Origin of the sequence: Jeongeupia chitinilytica (assembly GCF_014652315.1) — a bacterium.
Lineage (GTDB): Bacteria > Pseudomonadota > Gammaproteobacteria > Burkholderiales > Chitinibacteraceae > Jeongeupia > Jeongeupia chitinilytica.
On record NZ_BMYO01000001.1, the window covers coordinates 347,756 to 365,053 of the forward strand.

Consider the following 17,298-nt stretch of genomic DNA (forward strand, 5'->3'; position numbering starts at 1 on the left):
GATGCATGAGCCATTTGGATCCGCAATTGCAGCAGGTCGGGGGCGCGGCAATGGACGACGCGCCGATGCCGCCGCGCGTGTCGTCGCTGAACAACCGCTTCAGCGAGTTCGTCAACGCGGCGCCGCTGGTGAGCGTGTTCAAGTCCTTCGTCGATCCGGTCGTGGTCGTCGCGGTGCTGTACCTGCTGTCGATTCCGTTCCAGGTCGCGTTCGACGGCTACACCTGCGTGCTGGCCGCGTTCGGTTTCCTGCTGTCGGCCCATGTGCTCGACGGCCTGTTCCTGTTCGTGCCCGGACACGAGCGCCCCTTGCTCGGGCTGGGACGCTTCACCGTGCAGTGGCTGTTCATCTGCGTGACGCTGATGCTGCTCGGCTGGGTGTCCGGTTTTGCTGCCTATTTCCACCCGCCGTTCATCCTCGCCTGGTTCGTGCTCGCGCCGGCGGCACTGATCGGTGTGCACGCGCTGTTCCGGCCGATCTTCTTCCTGCCGCGCGAGTCGGTCGAGACGCAGCGACGCGCGGTCGTCATCGGCGCCAACCGCCCCGGCGTGGCGCTGGCCGAGGCGCTGCAGACCGATCCGCTGCACCGGATCAACTGGCTCGGTTACTTCGACGATCGCGAGCTGTCCCGCCTGCCCGGCGTCCAGCCGTCGCGACTGCTCGGCACGCTGCGCGACCTGCCGAGCTACGTTCGCAGCCACAGCGTGCACAACATCTACATTTCGCTGCCGATGACCTCGCAACCGCGCGTACTGGCGATGCTGGATGCGCTCAGCGATTCGACGGCATCGATCTATTTCGTGCCGGACCTGTTCGTGTTCGACCTGATCCAGGCGCGCTTCGACCACGTTGCCGGCATCCCGGTGGTTGCCGTTTGCGAGAGCCCGTTCATGGGGTTGCGCGGCGTGCTCAAGCGCCTTTCCGACATCGTGCTGGCCACACTGATCCTGGCCCTGATCTGGCCGGTGATGCTCGGCGTCGCGATTGCCGTGAAACTGACCTCGCCCGGGCCGGTGCTGTTCAAGCAGCGCCGCTACGGCGCCGATGGCGAGAGCATCCTCGTCTACAAGTTTCGTTCGATGACGGTGATGGAAGACGGCGACAGGGTCGTGCAGGCGACCAAGCAGGACCAGCGCTTCACGCCGATCGGCGGCTTCCTGCGCCGCAGCTCGCTCGACGAGCTGCCGCAGTTCATCAATGTGCTGCAGGGACGGATGAGTGTGGTCGGACCACGCCCGCATGCCAACGCCCACAACGAGCAATACCGGTCGCTGATCAAGGGTTACATGATGCGCCACAAGGTCAAGCCGGGCATCACCGGCTGGGCGCAGGTCAACGGCTTCCGTGGCGAGACCGACACGCTGGAAAAGATGCAGCGCCGCATCGAGTTCGACCTCGACTACCTGCGCAACTGGTCGATCTGGCTCGACCTCAAGATCGTCGCGAAAACGGCCTCGTCGATGGCCGGCGACAAGAACGCCTACTGACAAAGAGACCGACAGATGAAAACGCTGTACAGGAATACCGCGGTGCTGGCCGCAATCGTGCTCGGGCTGGCTGCGTGCAAGGACGACGGCGAGAAGAAATCGCCCAGTCAGGTCCTCGCCCGTGTCGGTGATGCGGAAATTACCGTGCATCAGCTCAATTTTCTACTGTCGCAACAGCCTGGGCCGGTTGACGCTCAAGGCAAGCAGTTGGTGCTTGACCGGCTGATCGACCAGGAAGTGCTGGTACAGAAGGCTGTTGCGCTCAAGCTCGACCGGGACCCGAGTGTCGTCCAGGCAATCGAAGCCGCGAAGCGCCAGATACTGGCGCAAGCGGCTGCCGAGCGCGAGATCGGCAAACCTGCCAAGCCGACCGATGCACAGATTGAGGCGTTTGCGCTGGCAAACCCTCTACTGTTTGCCGAACGCAAGCGCTTCGATTTCGACGTTTTCCGTGTCAGCGAGTCCGCGTTGACATCGCCGGTCGAAGCCGCGCTGAACAGCGCCAAATCGGCGCACGACATTGCAGCTGCGCTGAAGAGCAATCAGATCGTTTTTGATCAAACCGTGGCGCAGAAAGCGGCCGACGAATTGCCGATGACTTTGCTGCCGCAAATTTCAGCGATGAAGGTTGGCGACGTTGTTGCCGTGCCGGAGGCCGGTCAGGTGATGTTGCTGCAGCTAAAGTCTTCGGTCGCCGAACCTCGCACAGCGAGCGATGCGGCTGCTGCGATTCGCCAACATTTGCAGGCTGCTCAACTCGACAACTTGGCCAGCAGCAAGATCAGGTCCTTGCGGCAGACGACCCAGGTCGAATACCTGCAGCGTTTTGCAACCGCCGAGACCAAGCCCGCCGAAGTTCCGGTCGATGCAAAGCAACATCTTGAGGCTGGTGTGAAGGGGCTGAAATGAAACGCTGGATTGTGGCGATTTGCCTGCTCGTCGGTGCGGCCGGCGCGCTTGCTGATACCGGGGGCGACTACAGACTCGGGCCGGGCGATGTTGTAAAGATTTCGGTTTACGACCATCCGGATCTTGGCAGTGAAATCCAGATGAATCGCGACGGTGTGATCACTTTTCCACTGATCGGCAAGGTGGATCTGAACGGGCTGTCGTTCGCGCAAGCCGAGGCTGCCATTGCGCAGGCGCTCAAAAGCGGCGGCTTCATCCGGCAGCCCAACGTCAACGTGCTGGTGGCGCAGTATCGCAGCCAGCGTGTCGCCGTGCTCGGCGAAGTCAATCGGCCCGGGCGGTACGCGCTTGAAGGAGGCGCCTCGTTGGTGGACTTGCTGGCCCAGGCTGGCGGGGCCTCGGCTACCGGAGGCGACAAGCTCGTGCTGGTGCGCGGCACTTCGCGGCGTGACTTCCTGTTGAGCCAGTTGCTGGGTAACGAGGATCCGGCGATCCGTGAGGTTCGGGTTCAGGCCGGCGACGTGATCTTCGTGCCGCGAATGCAGCAGGTCTTCGTTTACGGCGAGGTGAACCGTCCCGGCAACTTTCGCCTCGAACAGAACATGACGGTGATGCAGGCGCTGTCGGTGGCTGGCGGCTTCAACCCCCGCGCGTCCAAGCGCAGCCTTGAAGTACACCGGACCCGGGCCGACGGCAGTGTCGAGGAGATCGACGTCAAGCCGAGCGACCGGCTGCAGGACAACGACGTCCTGTATGTGCAGGAAAGCCTGTTCTAAACGGCGACCACGACGGATAACACAATGAATTTCCAACAGTTCCTTCATGTCCTCCTAGCACGAAAATGGATTGCGCTGTCGGTGCTGGCGACCGTGGTGCTCAGTGCCGCGGCGGTCAGCGTGCTGATGCCCAAGCAATACACTGCGGATGCTGCGCTCACGATCGATGTCAAAGCCAGCGATCCGATCACCGGCATGCCGGTACAGGGCTACCTTGCCAACGGTTTCATGGCGACGCAGGTCGACATCATCGCCAGCCAGAATGGCGCCTTGCGCGTCGTCACCGCGTTGGACCTGCTGGACCGTCCGGAAGTGCGCGAGCGCTGGCTTGCAGCCACCAACGGTCGCGGCGAGATGCGCGACTGGCTGGCGGCGGCCTTGCTCAAGGGGCTGGAGGTCAAACCGAGCCGCGAGAGCAATACCATCGGGCTCGAATATACCGCTGCCGACCCCAAGTTCGCGGCCATCCTTGCCAACGAGTTTGCCGCCGCGTACATCCGCGGGGTAGCAGACATGCGCGCTGCCGCTGCGCAGCAGAACAATGCCTTCTTCGAGCAGCAGCTCAAGTTGCTCAAGGGCAATCTGGAGAAGGCACAGCAGCAGTTGTCGAGCTACCAGCAGGCACAAGGCATCGTTGCCAGCGACGAACGCCTGGACGTCGAAACGCAGCGGTTGAACGAGCTGGGTAGTCAGGCCGCGCAGGCGCAAGGTGCCGCGCTGGATGCGCAATCGCGGACCAAGGGCGGCGCGCAGGCGCCCGATGTGCTGAACAACCCGCTGATCCAGCAACTGAAGAACCAGCTGGCGATCCAGCAAGGCAAGCTTGACGAGGCTGCGCAGAAGTACGGGCCGAACCATCCGCATTACCTGCAGGCCAAGGCCGAACTCGACGCGACCCGATCGCAGTTGAACCAGCTGCTGGCGCAATATGCCGGCGGGTTGCACAGCGCCGCCGGCAACGCCGATTCGCGCCAGGCGGCGATGGTTGCTGCGTTGCAGGCACAAAAGGCGAGAGTGCTCGAACTCAAGTCGCAGCGCTCGCATCTGGACGTGCTGCAGCGCGAGGTCGACAGCGCCCAGCGTGCCTACGATCAGGCTTTGCAGCGTTTGTCGCAGACGGCGCTCGAAAGCCGCGCAACCCAGACCAACATCGCGATGCTCAAGACCGCGGTCGAGCCGCTGCGACCGTCGAGCCCGAAGTTGCTGCTCAACCTGTTGCTGGCGCTGTTCGTCGGCAGCGTGCTCGGCATCGCGTTCGCAATGCTGGCCGAGCTGTTCGACCGCCGCGTACGGTCTGCGACCGATGTCGAAACACTGCTTGATCTGCCGGTGCTGGCGGTGCTCGGTCAGGCGCCCGTCAAGCGCGGCCGCTTCGGTTTCCGCAAGCTTGCCACTGCCGCATAAGGAGGCCGAAATGATCGCCGAAGAATTCCAGCTCCCCGTCGCCGGCCACATCGGCAAGCTGCTGCTCGAGAGCGGCAAGATCAACCCGCAACAGGCCGAGCAGATTCTGCTGTTGCAGAAGGAGCGTAGCCTGCGCTTTGGCGAGGCGGCGATCCTGCTTGGTTTCATCGATGAAGGCGACATTCAGCAGGCGTTGGCGGCTCAGTTCGCCTACCCCTACTTGCTGCCGGGCGAAGGGGGCCTCGATCCGGCACTGGTTGCCGCCTACAAGCCGTTCCAACCGCAGGTCGAAGCGCTGCGCAGCCTGCGCAGCCAGTTGCTGCTGCGCTGGATGAGCGTCGGCCAGAAGTGCATTGCCTTGGTCGAGCCCGAGGCCGGCCAAGGCGCAAGCCTGACGGCCGCCAATCTGGCCATCGTGTTCTCGCAGCTCGGTGAACGGACCTTGCTGATCGATGCCAATCTGCGCCAACCGCGCCAGCACGCCTTGTTTGGCCTGAACAACCGTCTTGGCCTGAGCGACCTGCTCGCCGGCCGGGCCGATCTGGCTGCGATTCAGCGTGTTGACAAGCTGCGTGATCTGTCGGTACTGACTGCCGGCACACAGGCACCCAATCCGCAGGAACTGCTGTCGCGCGATGGGTTTGGCGCGCTGCTGACTACGTTCCAACTGCACTACGACGTGATCCTGCTCGACGCCCATCCGGCACACGGCGCAGCTGATGCGCAACTGATCGCGGCCAGGGCGCACGGCGTCGTTCTCGTCGGACAGCAGCACCGTACCTCGCTGAAAAGCCTGCAGCGCAGCCGCGACCAGTTGAACACAGCCGGAGCCCAGGTGCTCGGCGTCGTGCTGACAACCGGGGATCGCATGTGACCGCAACCGTGCGATCGCTGACGTTCTGGGCCGGCCACCTTTCGCGCAACGTGCTGTTGCTGGTCGGCCTTGCTGTACTTGCGGTGCCGACCGTGGTGCGGCTCGCACTCGGGTTGTGGGAAACCCCCGAACAGGGTCACGGCCCGCTGATCCTCGCTGTCGTGCTGTGGTTGTTCTGGCATCGCTTGCCGGACTGGCTGGCTCTGCGCACACCGGGTCGGCCAGGCTGGGCACTGGTGCTGCTGGTTCCTGCGCTGGCGGCATACGCGCTGGGGCGTTCGCAAGCGATCCTGCTGCTCGAAGTCGGCAGCTTCATCCCGGTCGCTGCTGCGTTGCTGCTGGCGTGCCGTGGCTGGCAGGGCGTAAAGCTGTACTGGTTCGCGCTGATTTTCATGCTGTTTCTGGTGCCATTGCCGGCCGCGGTCGTTGACAGCCTGACCGGTGCGCTCAAGGCGCAAGTCTCGCATATCGCCGAAGTGCTGCTGTACACGATTGGCTACCCGGTAGCGCGCAACGGTGTACTGCTGACAGTCGGGCCTTACCAGTTGCTGGTGGCCGATGCGTGCTCGGGGATGAATTCGATGTTCAGCCTGCTCGCGGTCGGTTCGCTCTATGTCTACATCAGCGGCCATACCAGCGTCTGGCGTAATGCCCTGCTGGTTGCTGCGATGCTGCCGATGGCGTTCGTCGCCAACATCGTTCGGGTGATGGTGCTGATCCTCGTCACTTATCACTTTGGCGATGCGGCCGGGCAGGGTTTCGTGCACGGCTTTGCCGGTATGGTGCTGTTCGCGATCGCGCTGGCCGGCATGTTCTTGCTCGATCGTGCGCTGGGGCTGATCCGGCGCAACACCGGGAGGCTGGTATGAGTCGTGCACTGGCCGCGACCTTCGCACTGCTGATGCTCGCCACTGCGGCAGCGGCGGCATGGATGACACCCACGCTGCGCCTCGCCGAGCAACGCATTGTCGACCTCAAGGACATCGTACCAACGCAGTTCGCCGGCTGGCGTCTCGATCCAGAGCAGGGCGTGATCGAAGTCCCGGCCGAGCTGCAAGCCACGATGAGCCGGGTGTATTCGGAAACCCTGAGCCGGACCTACGTCAACGCCAACGGCGAGCGTGTGATGCTGGCGGTGGCCTATGGCAAGGACCAGAGTGACGGTAACAACAGTGTGCACCGGCCCGAGGTGTGCTACCCCGCCCAGGGGTTCGAGATCGGACGTGCCCGAGCGGGCCGCATCTACTTCGCCGACGGCGACCTCGCGGTAACCCAGCTGGTTGCCCGGTTGGAAACCCGGATCGAACCGATCAGCTACTGGATCACCGTCGGCAATCGCCTGGTCGGTAACGGGAGTGAGCAGAAGTGGGCACAGCTGCGGTACGGCCTGAACGGTGTCATACCGGACGGGCTGCTGTTCCGGGTTTCCACGATCGATGACGACAGCGCACGTGCCTATCACCTGCAATCACAGTTCGTTGATGATCTGCGTCGCGCCGTGCTGCCCCGGCATCGGGCGATCCTCTTCGGAGAGCGCGAATGATCACGGCATTCCGTGCCATTCGCTGGCCAGTGCTGGGCGCGATGACGGCGGCCCTGGGTTTTTGCGCGCTCGTCGGTGCGGCGATCGCGGTCGCCACGGTGCAGGCCACTGCGGCCGTGCTGGCGCTGGTGGTGCTGGCGGTCGCACTGGTGATGCCGGCCCGGTTGCTGTTCTGGGCGCTGGTCGTCGCGGCCTTTCTGATCGCCGGGCCGGTTCAGTATTTCGGCGGCGTCACCAAGGCGTTCTGGCTGCCGTATCTGATGGGCTGCGTGCTGTTGTTGCGCGTGGTGTTCGCCGTATTCGGCGGCGCCAGGTCGCCGACGCCGTTGGGCCTGTCCGGTTACGTGTTGCTGCTGTTCCTGGCGACGCTGGGCTTTGCCACCGTGGTCAATCTGGGCGCGCCGTTGCAGTTGCTGCTGAGCCTGAAGGAGTTCCTGTTCCTGTTGCCGCTGCTGCCGGCGTTCTATATCGGCCTGCTGCACATCGATCAGATTGACCGCTTCTGGCGCTGCGTGCCCTGGCTGGCGCTGCTGCAGTTGCCGGCAGTGCTGTACCAGTATCTGGTGATCGCACCGAGCCGGAGCGATGCGTCGCGCTGGGACTGCATCGTCGGGCTGTTCGGCGGCGACCCGATGGGTGGTGGCGCCAGTGGCGCAATGGTGCTGTTCGTCGTATTCGCCGGTTTGCTGACGCTGTCGATGTGGCGCGAAGGCCTGCTCGGTTGGCGCGTGGCGCTGCTGGTCGGCCTTGGGGCGCTGACGGTGATCATGCTCACCGAGGTCAAGGTTGCGCTGCTGATGCTGCCGTTGGGGCTGCTCTTCCTGTTTCGTAGCGAATTGATCAAAAAACCGGCGACCGGGCTGGCCATCGTCGGTGGCGGCCTGGCCGTGCTGGTCGGCATCCTGCTGGCCTATCAGGCACAGTTTTCCGGTGACGCAGGCAGCAAGGAAGCCAAGTCGATCGACCAGTACATCGCCACCTCGCTTGACCGCCAGGCCGACGCCGAAGTGAACATGCAGACCGGCGAAATGGGGCGTGGCTACGCCTTGAAGTTCTGGTTGCACGAGAACGACTGGAGCGATCCGCTGCACCTGCTTGTTGGCCACGGAGTGGGGGCTTCGCGCACTGGCGCGGTCATGGGTAGTGTCGCGCGGCTTTACCCGTTCGATCTGCAACGCAGCTCGGCTGCGGTGTTGCTGTGGGAGAGTGGGGCGATCGGCTTTGTCTGTGTCGTGCTGCTGTTGCTCACGCTGATGACCCGCGCCTGGCAGGCGGCCAATACTGCGACCGAGCCGATGCGGCGCGCTGTGCTCAACGCGCTGGTGCCGGGGGCGCTGATAACTGCGCTCGGGCTGGGCTACAACACCGACCTGTATGGTGTCGGCGCGACGCAGACGATGGTTTTACTGATGGCGGCCTACATCATGCTGGCCCGCAGGGAGTCGACTCCACGATGACGCCGATGCTGAGCATTCTGATCAAGACCTACAACGAGGAAGCCAAGATCGCCGCGACGCTGGACGCCGCCTTGGCGGCGCTGGCCGAGGTCGACGGCGAGACCGAGCTGATCGTTGCCGATTCGCGCTCGACCGACCGGACCGTCGCGATCGCTGCCGCTTACCCGGGGGTGCGCATCGTACAACTGAGCGAGCCGGCACATCGCGGTTGCGGCGCCGGCGTGCAGCTGGGCTTCCAGTTCGCCCTCGGCGAGTTTGTCTACTTGCTCGACGGCGATATGCAGTTGCAGCCTGGCTATCTGCCGCAAGCGATGGCTGCGCTGCATGCCGATCCCGGCCTGGGCGGCGTCGCCGGCTATCTTGAGGACACGACCTTTCATAGCCAGATCGACCAGATTCGCGCGCGCAACAAGCTGTCAGCCACCGAAGGCGACGTGCCCCATCTGAACGGCGGCGGCCTGTATCGGCGCACGGCGATCGTCGCGGCAGGCGGCTATGCAGGAGATCGCAACCTCAAGGCCTACGAAGAGGCCGATCTGGGCATGCGGCTGAAGGCGGCGGGTTACCGGCTGCGGCGGATCCCGGTGCCGGCGGTCCGCCACACCGGGCATGCGGTCGGCACGTTGACCTTGCTGGCACGGCACTGGCGCAGCGGGCGGGCGATGGCGGCGGGGGTATTGCTGCGCGGCGCGGTCGGCCAGCCGTGGTTTGTCGATGCCCTGCTGTCGCAGCGTTTTGCGATCGCCGTTCTGGGCATCTGGGGGGGAGGCACACTGGGGGCATTGCTGCTCGGCAGCCCGGTTCCGCTGCTGACCGCTACCGGCTTGCTGCTGGCGCTGGCGAGTGTGCTGGCGTTGAGGAAACGCAGCGTCGTACATGCGGCGATTTCACTGTCGCACTGGCATTACGCCGCGCTGGCGGTGCTGATCGGCCTCGCCTACGCTCGGGTTGCCCCGGTGTTGCCGCTGCCGGCGACCGAGTTGACGCGGAGCTAGCGCGGTGAGTGGTCATTACTCGAGCCAGCAAGCGAAGCAAAGCCTGCTGCATTTCTTTGCCGGCAAGGGGGCGTCGGCGCTACTGGGCATCGCCGGCCTGCTGCTGGCGGTCCGTTCGCTGGCACCGGCCGATTTCGGCCTGATGGTCGCGGTGCTGGCGTTCGCCGAAATCTTCTATCTGGTCAGCGGTTTCGGGCTGTCGACGCAGGCGCAGCGCTATGTCGCCGAGTACCGGATCAAGCTCACGCCCAGTGCTTTCCCGGGTTTCATCTGGCGGCTGCAATTGCGGCGGCTGCTGTACAGCGTGCTGTTCCTGATGCCGGTCGTGCTCGGTGCACGCTGGCTGCTGGCCTGGTTCGACATGCAGCCGGTGTACGCGGTCTGGCCGCTGTTTGCCGTGTTGCTGCTACTCGGCACCCAGGTACGCTTCTTCGACGAACTGTTCGGCAGCCTGCTGCTGCAGGGCGCGGTTCAGGCCAGCCTGTTGCTGCGCAATCTGCTCAAGCTGTGCGGCTATGGCGTGTTCGTGCTCAAGGCCTGGTCGATGCCGGTGGCCACGGCGCTGTGGATCGAAGTCGTGATGTACGCGGCGGCTCTGTTGCTGAGCATCTGGCAGATGGCGCGCTACCTGCGCCGAACCGCAGGCGAGCCGGCCGGCGACGGGCAGTTGCCGCACTACCGCAATCCGGAGCAGGAGGGGGTGTCGCGGCGCTTCTACCTGGTCCAGTGCCTGGGCCAGGTGTATGGCAGCAATGCGCAGGCGCTGCTGACCACCCGGCTGCTCGGTGCGGTGCAGACTGCGGCGCTGGGGTTCGCGCAATCGCTGACCGATATGGTGCGCAACTACCTGCCCGCGCAGCTGCTGCTCGGCTGGATCCGTCCGCTGATGGTGGCCCGTTACGTCGAGCACCGCGATTACGCCCAACTGCAGCGCTTCGCCAACATCATCCTCAAGGCCAATCTGCTGGCGATCATCCCGGCCTGCGTGCTGATGTTCGGCCACGGCGACACCATCGGTGCCTGGCTCAGTGGCGGCCGCTACCCCGCGCTGGGCAGCCTGCTGGCTGCGCTGTTCGTGCTGATCGCACTGCAGACCATGCATTTGGTGCTGGGCCTGGTGACGCTGACGATCGAAAAGGCCGGCGCGAACATCTGGGCGACGCTGCTCGCTTGCGCCGGACTGCCCTTGGCACTGCTGCTGGCCCCGCAGTGGGGGCTGATGGGCATCGTCGTAACCCTGTGCATCTCCGAGCTGATCTGGATCGCTACGGTGCTGCTGCTGCTGTGGCGCGCCGCGATGCCCTTTGTTGTCGAGCCCGGGCCGGTGCTGCGATTGTTGCTCGCCGGTGGCGCGCTGGCGCTGCTCGATCACTGGCTGTCTCAGCCGGTCGGCGCGGTCTGGTGGTCGCTGCTGGCGTGCGTGCTCGGCGGCTTGCTGTTTCTGCTGTTGTCGTGGTGGCTGCGGCCGTTCAACGTTGCCGAGCGCGCGATGCTGGGCAAGGTGCTGCCGGCACGACTGCGGTTTTCATGAGGTGAATGCGTGCTGAAACAATGGATCAAGCGGGGGGCCGGACTGTTCCCGGCCAGCGTTGAAACCGCGATGCGACGGCGCTATCGCGCGCTGCGCGACGACCGTGCGCTCGGGCGGGCGATCAGGGCCGACCTGAAGCGCTATCGCCAGGCCTCGGGCCTGTTGCAGCCGGGGCGGCGGCAGGTGCTGCAGGCCCACATCATCAAGAGCTACCACCGGGTCGAGAAAGCGCTGGCCTTGCCCGATCCGCGCCCCGGTTTCGGCGAGCACGCGGTGCAGCTGCTGCTGGGCGAAGTGGACGATTACCTGACGCATTACGGTGCCGACCATTGCGTCGCCGGCGCCCTGAACACGCTCGACGAGTATCTGGCCTTCAACACCAGCAAGGGCGTCGACGTGTCGGTGGTGCGCGGCCGCGTTGATGCATTGCGCTCGCGCTCTGGTCTGGCTGCCAATCCGGCGCATGGTGGTACCCGGCTGACGTCGCGCTCGGAAATTCTTGCGGCAATTCCGGTCGGGATGGACGCGTTCTTCGCCCACCGCTTCAGCGTGCGGCAGTTTGCCGAACGCACCGTGGCGCCCGAATTGCTGACCGAGGCGATCGTCATGGCACAGAAGACGCCATCGGTGTGCAACCGCGAAAGCGGCCACGTGTTCGTCGTCAAGGACAAAGCCCGCATTGCCGAGCTGCTGGCGTTCCAGAACGGGAACCGCGGTTTCGGTCATCAGGCCGACACGCTGCTGGTCGTCGCCAGCCGGCTGCCGTGCTTTCACACCGTCGGCGAGCGCTACCAGCACTGGATCGACGGCGGCATGTACGCGATGAGTCTGGTGTACGCGCTGCACGCGCTCGGGCTGGGCAGCTGCTGCCTGAACTGGAGCGTCGAACCGCACGAGGACGCGGCGTTCAAGCAGGCCGCCGGGATTGCCGACGATTACACGGTAATCATGCTGCTCGCGGTCGGCCATCTGCCCGAGCACGACTTCAAGGTGGCGCAAAGCCCGCGCCGTCCGATTGCCGAAGTCATGTCGGTGCTGTGATTTTCCTTTTTGATGAGTGCAGAACCAATGAAAACGATTTATCTCACCGGGCAGAACAACTTCGGCAATCGCGGCTGCGAAGCGCTGGTCCGCTCGACCGTCGAACTGTTGCGTGCCGAACTGGGCGACATCAGGGTGCTGGTGCCGTCGGCCGACATTGCTCGCGATTCGGCGCAATGGCCCGAGGCCGCCAGCCTCGGTGTCGAATGGGTCGAAGCGCCGACGGTGCCGAGCGGCTTCATCAACTGGGACCGGCTGTGCCGCCGACTGCCATTCCTGCTCGGCCTGCAGTGGCCTAGACTGCAGCCGGACGCCAAGCTGGCAGCGCGGATCCGCCAGTGCGACGCCGTACTGTCGATTGGCGGCGACAATTACTCGCTTGATTACGATCTGGCGTCACTGTTCTTCTTTGTCGGTATTGCCGAGCTGGCGCTGGCAGCGAACAAACCGGTAATTCTGTGGGGGGCGTCGGTCGGCCCGTTCAGTGCCAGGCCGGCGGTCGAAAAGCAGCTGATCGCTCACCTGAAACGGCTGTCGCTGATCACGATCCGCGAGAGCCACTCGATCACCTATTTGCGCGAGCGCGGTGTCAGCGCCAATGTGCAGGCCGTGACCGACTCGGCGTTCGCGATGACGCCGCAGCCACTGCCGGTCGACGGTTTCTGGCCAATGCACAGCGACGAAGGCGTCGTCGGCCTCAACGTCAGCCCGCTGGTCGAGAAGGTCCGCGCCGCGGCCGGCGAGCCGGGGGTGCTGATCCGCGAGTCGGCGGCCTTCATCCGCCGGGTGCTGGCGGAAACACGGATGAGTGTGCTGCTGGTGCCGCACGTGGCGCCGCTCGACGGTAGCGCGACCAATAACGACGAGCTTTACCTGCAACAGATCCTCGCCGCAGTCGGCGAGCACGGCGGGCGGCTGGCGCAAGTGCCGTCGGGGCTGAACGCCAGCCAGCTGAAGTATGTGATCTCGCGTTGCCGCTTCTTCATCGGCGCGCGCACGCATGCGACGATCGCCGCGATGTCGACCAGCGTGCCGTGCACGTCGATTGCCTACAGCGTCAAGGCACGGGGCATCAACCGCGACCTGTTCGGTCACGAGGACTTCGTGCTGCCGACGCCGGCGGTGTCGGACCAATCGTTGTGGGATCACTTGCAGCGGCTGGTCGTCGGCGAGCCGCAGATCAAGGCGCTGTCGGCCGAGCGGTTGCCCGAGTGGCGCCAGCGGCCGAAGCTGGCGGCGCAATGGCTGGCGCGTCACTGGCAGGCTCAGGAGGCCGTGCATGGTTAATCTTTTGCACCGCTGGTCGCGCTGGTTGTGGCAAAAGCGTGTGCCGCTCCTGCCCAAGCTGCTCAAGATCACCAATCGCGTCGCCTTTGGCGTGGTGCTGCCGCCGAGTGCTCAGGTCGGCAACAACGTGCTGTTCAGCTACCAGGGCCTGGGCACGGTGATCCACAAGCATGCGGTGATCGAGGACGACGTGGTGATTGCGACCGGCGTCACCATCGGTGGCAAGTCGGGTAACCCGACCGTGCCACTGATCAAGCAGGGTGCGTTCATCGGCACCGGCGCCAAAATTCTCGGCCCGGTGGTCATCGGTCGTTACGCCTCGGTTGGCGCCAACTCGGTCGTGCTGGCCGACGTGCCGGACTACGCGGTCGTCGTCGGCATTCCGGCGCGGGTGGTGCGGATCAACCGGCCGGATGACCTGCCGGACTACCGGGACTTTCGAGGCTGACCGAGATGAAACAGAAATCCATCGTCATGCTTGGCACCGACTGGACCTCGCTCGGCGGGATGACCGCGGTGGTGCGCAACTACCGTGATGGCGGGCTGTGGGAACGCTGGCCGATCCGCTATCTGGCGACATTCAAGCATGACAATATGACCGACAAGATCCGCATGGCGGCGCGTGCCTACCTGCTGCTGCTCTGGTGGCTGCTAAGCGGTGAAGTCGCTGCGGTGCACGCGCACTCGGCGGTCTACGCCAGCATCTGGCGCAAGTTCGGCCTGCTGTGGCTGGCACGGCTGTTCGGCGTCAAAACCGTGTTCCATCTGCACGGCGGCGAGTTCGTCCATTTTTACGAGCACAGCGGCGGTGCGGCACGCTGGCTGGTGCGTTACCTGCTGCGCATGGTCGATGCCGTGGTGGTGCTGACCGACAAGTGGGTCGAGATTCTGCAGGCGGTCGAGCCGGCGTGCGAGCCCATCGTGCTCGCCAATCCGATCGCGCTGCCGAACTCGCCGGCAACGCCGGTGCCGGGGCGGGTGCTGTTTCTCGGCCGGTTGCGTGACGTCAAGGGCGTGTTCGACCTGATCGAGGCGCTGCCGCCAGTGGTCCGGGCGTATCCCCGGCTCAAGGTGGTCTTCGGCGGAGACGGCGACCCGGCACCCTTGCTGGCGCTGGCCGAATCGCTTGGCGTACGCGAGCACATCGAGCTGGCTGGCTGGATCGACGGCGACGCCAAGGCGCAGCAATTGCGCGAGGCCGAGGTTTTCGTGCTGCCGTCGCATTTCGAGGCGCAGCCGGTGTGCATCCTCGAAGCGATGGCGCAAGGCGTGCCGGTGCTGGCGACCGCGGTCGGCGGCGTTCCCGATATGTGCGCCGACGGCAAGGAGGCGCTGATCGTGCCACCGCACCGGCCCGAGGCGTTGAGCGAGGCGCTGGTGATGCTGCTCGGTGACGCGGCGCTGCGGCAACGGCTGGTGACGGCCGCGCGTGCCCGGGTCGAGCGGCAGTACGTGCACGCGGTGGTGTTCGAACGGCTGGACGCACTGTATGCAGGGCTCGGGTTGCAGTCCTTGCGGGGGGGCATGAGATGAAAACCAGAAAAGTAATGGCAATTGCTTCGGGCGGCGGCCACTGGGTCGAGTTGCGACGGATCTTCCCGGCGTTTGCCGGTGCCGACGCGGTCTTTGCTTCGGTCCACGCTCACCTGCGCGCCGACGTGCCGGTCGGCAGCCGTTATTACACGGTGCGCGACGCAACGCGCTGGGACAAGTGGGGGCTGGTAGTCCTGCTGTGCCAAGTGCTGTGGCTGCTGTTGCGTGAGCGCCCCGACGTCATCGTCACCACCGGCGCGGCACCGGGCTATTTTGCGCTGCGTTTTGCCAAGCTGATCGGGGCGCGGACGATCTGGCTCGACAGCATCGCCAACGTTGACGAGCTGTCGCTGTCGGGCAGGAAGATCGGTCGCCATGCCGATCTGTGGCTGACCCAATGGCCGCACCTCGCCAGTCCGCAAGGGCCGCAATACTTTGGAGCGGTAATGTGATTTTTGTCACCGTAGGATCGCAAATGGGTTTCGACCGTCTCATCCAGGCTGTCGACGCCTGGGCTGGCTTGCATCCCGAAGTCGAGCTCTATTGTCAGATAGGCGATGGTCAGTACACCCCGCAAGCGATGCCGTTTGTCAGAGCGCTGACACCGGATGCGTTCAATGCCATGGTCGCCGAATGCTGCTTCATTGTGGCGCATGCGGGCACCGGGACGATTCTGGCCGCGGCTGACGCCGGCAAGCCCCTGATCGTGTTCCCGCGTCGCGGCGATCTGCGTGAAACCCGCAATGATCATCAGCTCGCGACCGCAAAATGGATGGAGGACAAGCAGGGCGTTCAGGTGGCGTGGACCGTCGACGAGCTGGCGAATAGCCTCGACGCCCACTTGCACCAAGATTCGGGGCAGACCTATGTCGCCGGCTCGCCGGACCGGCTGATCGAGACGATCAGCGGCTTCATTGCGCAATAAGCACTGGCAACTTATTAAGTGATTGCTAATTTGCTAATGCTTGCGCGTGGTTTTCGTCGTGTTCTGCCGCGTCGCATGATCCAGGTACTCGAGTGCGGGGTGAGCATGCGGAAAATCAAACTGGCGCTGGCGTGCAGCGTCCTGGTGACGGCGTGCGGACCGGGCCTGGTGCCGGCGCACAGCGCGCCGCTGGCGGTGGGCGACTACGCGGCGGCGCCCAGGCTGGCCGGGCACATCGACGTCGACCGGTTGTTGCAGCGGCTGATCGACATGAAAGCCAACACCTATATGTGGCTGGTCTGGCATAGTGCCTACGACTGGAGCGATCTGCAGTATTTTCTACCCAAGGCGCAGCAGGCAGGCATCAACGTCTGGGTCTACTTGGTTCCACATTCGGAAACGCCGTTGAACGGTTTCCGCGAATATTCCGAACCCTATCGACTCGACTATGTGCGCTGGGCACAGGAAATTGCCAGTCTTTCGCTGACCTACCCGAATCTCAAGGGGTACGTAATCGATGACTTCTGGGACAACATGATTCCCGACCGGTTCACCGATGCCTATATCGATGAAATGGTCGCAGCCGGCAAAGCGATCAATCCGACAATCAAGTTTTATCCCTTGCTCTATTTCCATGACGTCGACGAGCGTGTGGTCGATCGTCTGCTTGGCCGGGTCGACGGTGCGGTACTGGCCTATCCCCCCAATCGTGGCGAGATTCTTAACGCCAAGACGTACTTCAATGACAGCTATCAGCTGCCCGCATCAATGGAGATCGCGTCGTCCTGGGGTAGTTACAGCGTTGGTCAGCGCGGTCGTGTCTCGCAGCAGGTCACTGTTACGGACCCGGTCAATGCCAAGGTGACATTCAGCTATTGGGACAACTACAACCTGTTTCAGACCGGCCGCAAGTTTCTACAGGTTCTGGTCGATGGGCAACCTGTGTGGCGGGAAGACGTAGCGGGACTGGATCGGGGCCAGGTGACCGTCAACGTCAGTCAATGGGTCGCCGGCAAGTCCAAGGCAACACTGTCATTTGAGGTCGCCGACGCATACAGCGGCGATGCCTTTGCACTGCGCACGCGTTTTTCCAATCTATCGGCAACTGGGCTAACTTTGGCCAGCAATGACTTCTCCGCATCGACCGGATGGACGCGTGAGGCCATCGGCAAATATTACTTTCAACCGGTGAATGCTCGGCAGGGCGCCAACGCATTCAACAAACCTTTTCTGGTGATGCCGGCTGCCGATCCCGCAGAGTTCACCAAACGTTACAACCAGGCAGCGACACCAGAAGCAATCGCTGCGGTAGTCGATATGGCGACTGCTGCAGCAACTGATGGCTATGGCAATGGCGTTGTGACTTACTGCATGGAAAAGGCGGAAGGGAGCGATGTACTCGACCGTGTCGCCGAAATCTACGGCGCCGTACCGGCCACATTGCGATGAAAAGCGCGCCGGACGAACGAAACTAGATAGGGGCGGACGCGGTGAGAATCGTCCGCACATGCTCATGTCCTGAAAATGCTGGCTTCT

At 64.0% G+C, this 17,298-nt stretch carries 17 protein-coding genes; all 17 read left to right on the plus strand.

What is annotated here, in order from left to right; translation table 11 throughout:
- Positions 1-5 precede the first annotated feature (5 nt).
- The 17 genes from IE097_RS01695 to IE097_RS01775 all read left to right on the plus strand — a co-directional run bounded on the left by IE097_RS01695 (position 6) and on the right by IE097_RS01775 (position 17,211).
- On the plus strand, positions 6-1,487 hold the full coding sequence (locus tag IE097_RS01695; RefSeq protein ID WP_229797357.1) for an undecaprenyl-phosphate glucose phosphotransferase: 1,482 nt from the start codon (positions 6-8) through the stop codon (positions 1,485-1,487).
- A 15-nt stretch (positions 1,488-1,502) separates the two neighbouring features.
- Complete coding sequence (locus IE097_RS01700) at positions 1,503-2,396, plus strand: EpsD family peptidyl-prolyl cis-trans isomerase (RefSeq protein WP_189458407.1); 894 nt, start codon at positions 1,503-1,505, stop codon at positions 2,394-2,396.
- Positions 2,397-2,407: 11 nt separating this feature from the next.
- Complete coding sequence (gene epsE / locus IE097_RS01705; RefSeq protein WP_229797358.1) at positions 2,408-3,172, plus strand: polysaccharide export protein EpsE; 765 nt, start codon at positions 2,408-2,410, stop codon at positions 3,170-3,172.
- Between the two features lie 24 nt (positions 3,173-3,196).
- On the plus strand, positions 3,197-4,576 hold the full coding sequence (gene epsF / locus IE097_RS01710) for a chain length determinant protein EpsF (protein ID WP_189458409.1): 1,380 nt from the start codon (positions 3,197-3,199) through the stop codon (positions 4,574-4,576).
- Between the two features lie 10 nt (positions 4,577-4,586).
- Positions 4,587-5,450, plus strand: coding sequence for a chain length determinant protein tyrosine kinase EpsG (gene epsG / locus IE097_RS01715; protein ID WP_189458410.1), 864 nt, complete (start codon positions 4,587-4,589; stop codon positions 5,448-5,450).
- Positions 5,447-6,319 carry an exosortase B gene (gene xrtB, locus IE097_RS01720; RefSeq protein WP_229797359.1) on the plus strand — a complete coding sequence of 291 codons (873 nt, stop codon included), beginning with the start codon at positions 5,447-5,449 and terminating at the stop codon, positions 6,317-6,319. The genes epsG and xrtB overlap by 4 nt, the downstream gene beginning before the upstream one ends.
- Entirely contained in the window at positions 6,316-6,993 is a 678-nt protein-coding gene (gene epsI / locus IE097_RS01725) for an exosortase-associated protein EpsI, B-type (protein WP_189458411.1), read from the plus strand. The genes xrtB and epsI overlap by 4 nt, the downstream gene beginning before the upstream one ends.
- Positions 6,990-8,450, plus strand: coding sequence for a hypothetical protein (locus IE097_RS01730; RefSeq protein WP_189458412.1), 1,461 nt, complete (start codon positions 6,990-6,992; stop codon positions 8,448-8,450). The genes epsI and IE097_RS01730 overlap by 4 nt, the downstream gene beginning before the upstream one ends.
- Positions 8,451-8,455: 5 nt before the next feature.
- Positions 8,456-9,445: a glycosyltransferase family 2 protein gene (locus tag IE097_RS01735; RefSeq protein ID WP_189458413.1), complete on the plus strand. Its 990-nt coding sequence runs from the start codon at positions 8,456-8,458 to the stop codon at positions 9,443-9,445.
- 4 nt (positions 9,446-9,449) lie between these two features.
- Entirely contained in the window at positions 9,450-10,976 is a 1,527-nt protein-coding gene (locus IE097_RS01740; RefSeq protein WP_189458414.1) for a lipopolysaccharide biosynthesis protein, read from the plus strand.
- Between the two features lie 9 nt (positions 10,977-10,985).
- Positions 10,986-12,017, plus strand: a complete 1,032-nt coding sequence (locus IE097_RS19210; protein WP_229797360.1) for a nitroreductase family protein — start codon at positions 10,986-10,988, stop codon at positions 12,015-12,017.
- Positions 12,018-12,044: 27 nt separating this feature from the next.
- Entirely contained in the window at positions 12,045-13,304 is a 1,260-nt protein-coding gene (locus IE097_RS01750) for a polysaccharide pyruvyl transferase family protein (RefSeq protein WP_189458415.1), read from the plus strand.
- Complete coding sequence (locus IE097_RS01755) at positions 13,297-13,752, plus strand: serine O-acetyltransferase (RefSeq protein WP_189458416.1); 456 nt, start codon at positions 13,297-13,299, stop codon at positions 13,750-13,752. The genes IE097_RS01750 and IE097_RS01755 overlap by 8 nt, the downstream gene beginning before the upstream one ends.
- A gap of 5 nt (positions 13,753-13,757) precedes the next feature.
- Positions 13,758-14,837 carry a glycosyltransferase family 4 protein gene (locus tag IE097_RS01760; RefSeq protein WP_189458417.1) on the plus strand — a complete coding sequence of 360 codons (1,080 nt, stop codon included), beginning with the start codon at positions 13,758-13,760 and terminating at the stop codon, positions 14,835-14,837.
- A gap of 14 nt (positions 14,838-14,851) precedes the next feature.
- On the plus strand, positions 14,852-15,289 hold the full coding sequence (locus IE097_RS01765) for a glycosyltransferase family protein (protein WP_229797361.1): 438 nt from the start codon (positions 14,852-14,854) through the stop codon (positions 15,287-15,289).
- 23 nt (positions 15,290-15,312) lie between these two features.
- Positions 15,313-15,762, plus strand: coding sequence for a glycosyltransferase (locus tag IE097_RS01770; RefSeq protein WP_189458419.1), 450 nt, complete (start codon positions 15,313-15,315; stop codon positions 15,760-15,762).
- Positions 15,763-15,867: 105 nt separating this feature from the next.
- Positions 15,868-17,211 carry a hypothetical protein gene (locus IE097_RS01775; protein ID WP_229797362.1) on the plus strand — a complete coding sequence of 448 codons (1,344 nt, stop codon included), beginning with the start codon at positions 15,868-15,870 and terminating at the stop codon, positions 17,209-17,211.
- Positions 17,212-17,298 lie beyond the last annotated feature (87 nt).